The organism is Stenotrophomonas sp. ZAC14D2_NAIMI4_7 (genome assembly GCF_003086675.1).
Taxonomy (GTDB): Bacteria; Pseudomonadota; Gammaproteobacteria; order Xanthomonadales; family Xanthomonadaceae; genus Stenotrophomonas.
The window spans coordinates 1,812,208-1,813,389 of sequence record NZ_CP025995.1 but is presented as its reverse complement, the minus strand read 5'-3'; the positions used below and the strand labels follow the sequence as shown (position 1 = coordinate 1,813,389).

Genomic DNA, 1,182 nt, shown 5'->3' with positions numbered 1-1,182 from the left:
AGCCTTATCTGATGGAAATCTGGCAGCGTAGGTGTCGAGAGCCGGCGTGGGCCGCCGTATGAGCCTGGATCTCGACGATCGCCGTGTAGCTTGGCGCCCACGCCGGATTCTCCCTTGATCCGCCCGAACAGTTGCTGGAGCTGGACACTCGAAGCGATAAGACTGGGCAAGCGGGGGAGCTCTCGACCCTTCCAGACTATACGGAGTCGGGCAATGAACGGGATCGGGATTGATGTGAGCAAGCGCCGATTGGATATCGGTACGACAGACGGCGAGACCCTGCAGGTCAGCAATAGCCCTTCTGGCTATGCTGAATTGGACGCTTGGTTGAGGGCGCGGCCGGCCATTCAGATCGTTCTGGAAGCCACCGGCGGCTATGAGCAGGCTGTCCTGGACTTCCTTCACAAGGCTGGCCACCCGGTGATCCGCGCCAACGCCCTGCGCGCTCGCAGACTGGCTCAAGGGCTGGGTAAAGCGGCCAAGACGGACCGCTTGGACGCACTTGTACTGGCGCAGATGGCCGCGCTGGTGGAACTGCCTTCCTATCAGCCGCTGGAGTCCTGGCAACGGAAGCTGCGCGAGTTTGTGCGGGCGCGTCGACAGACGATGCAGGCACTGACCGTGGCCCGCCAGCAGCAGGAACTGGTGACTGACCGCGAGCTGCGCCGGCTGATGCAAGGCAACATCATCCGCCTGCAATCAATGGTCGAGCGGCTGGGCAAACAGATCGCCGAACAGGTCGCGCAGCAGCCTCAACTGGCAGTGCTGAAGTCGATGAAAGGGGTTGGCCCGGCACTGCAGGCGGTGCTGGCCAGCTACCTGCCTGAGTTGGGGCAGATCAGCGGAAAGGCCATTGCCAGCCTGGTCGGCGTAGCGCCGATCTCCCACGACAGCGGAACCATGCGAGGGAGACGAAGCATCCACGGCGGCAGGGCCGAGATCCGCCAGGTGCTTTACATGGCGGCCATGTCTGCCATGCGACATGAGCCGCGGTTGCGGGACTTTTACCGGTCGCTGCGGGCCCGCGGCAAGGAAGGGAAAGTGGCCATCGTGGCCGTGATGCGGAAGATGCTGGTCATTCTCAACGCCCGCGTGCGCGACGCCTCAAGCGGACCGATCCCCGCTTGAGGCACGCCCAGGGCGCACGGCAGCGGCTGCCGGCCGGCAGCCGGCTTTGCCGTG

Annotated in this window: 1 protein-coding gene; it reads left to right on the top strand. The window is 64.2% G+C overall.

What is annotated here, in order from left to right; all coding sequences use genetic code 11:
- The first annotated feature begins 213 nt into the window (after positions 1–213).
- A complete protein-coding gene (locus C1922_RS08500) occupies positions 214–1,128 on the top strand; it encodes an IS110 family transposase (RefSeq protein WP_108749355.1) in 915 nt (304 codons plus the stop codon).
- Positions 1,129–1,182: the final 54 nt, after the last annotated feature.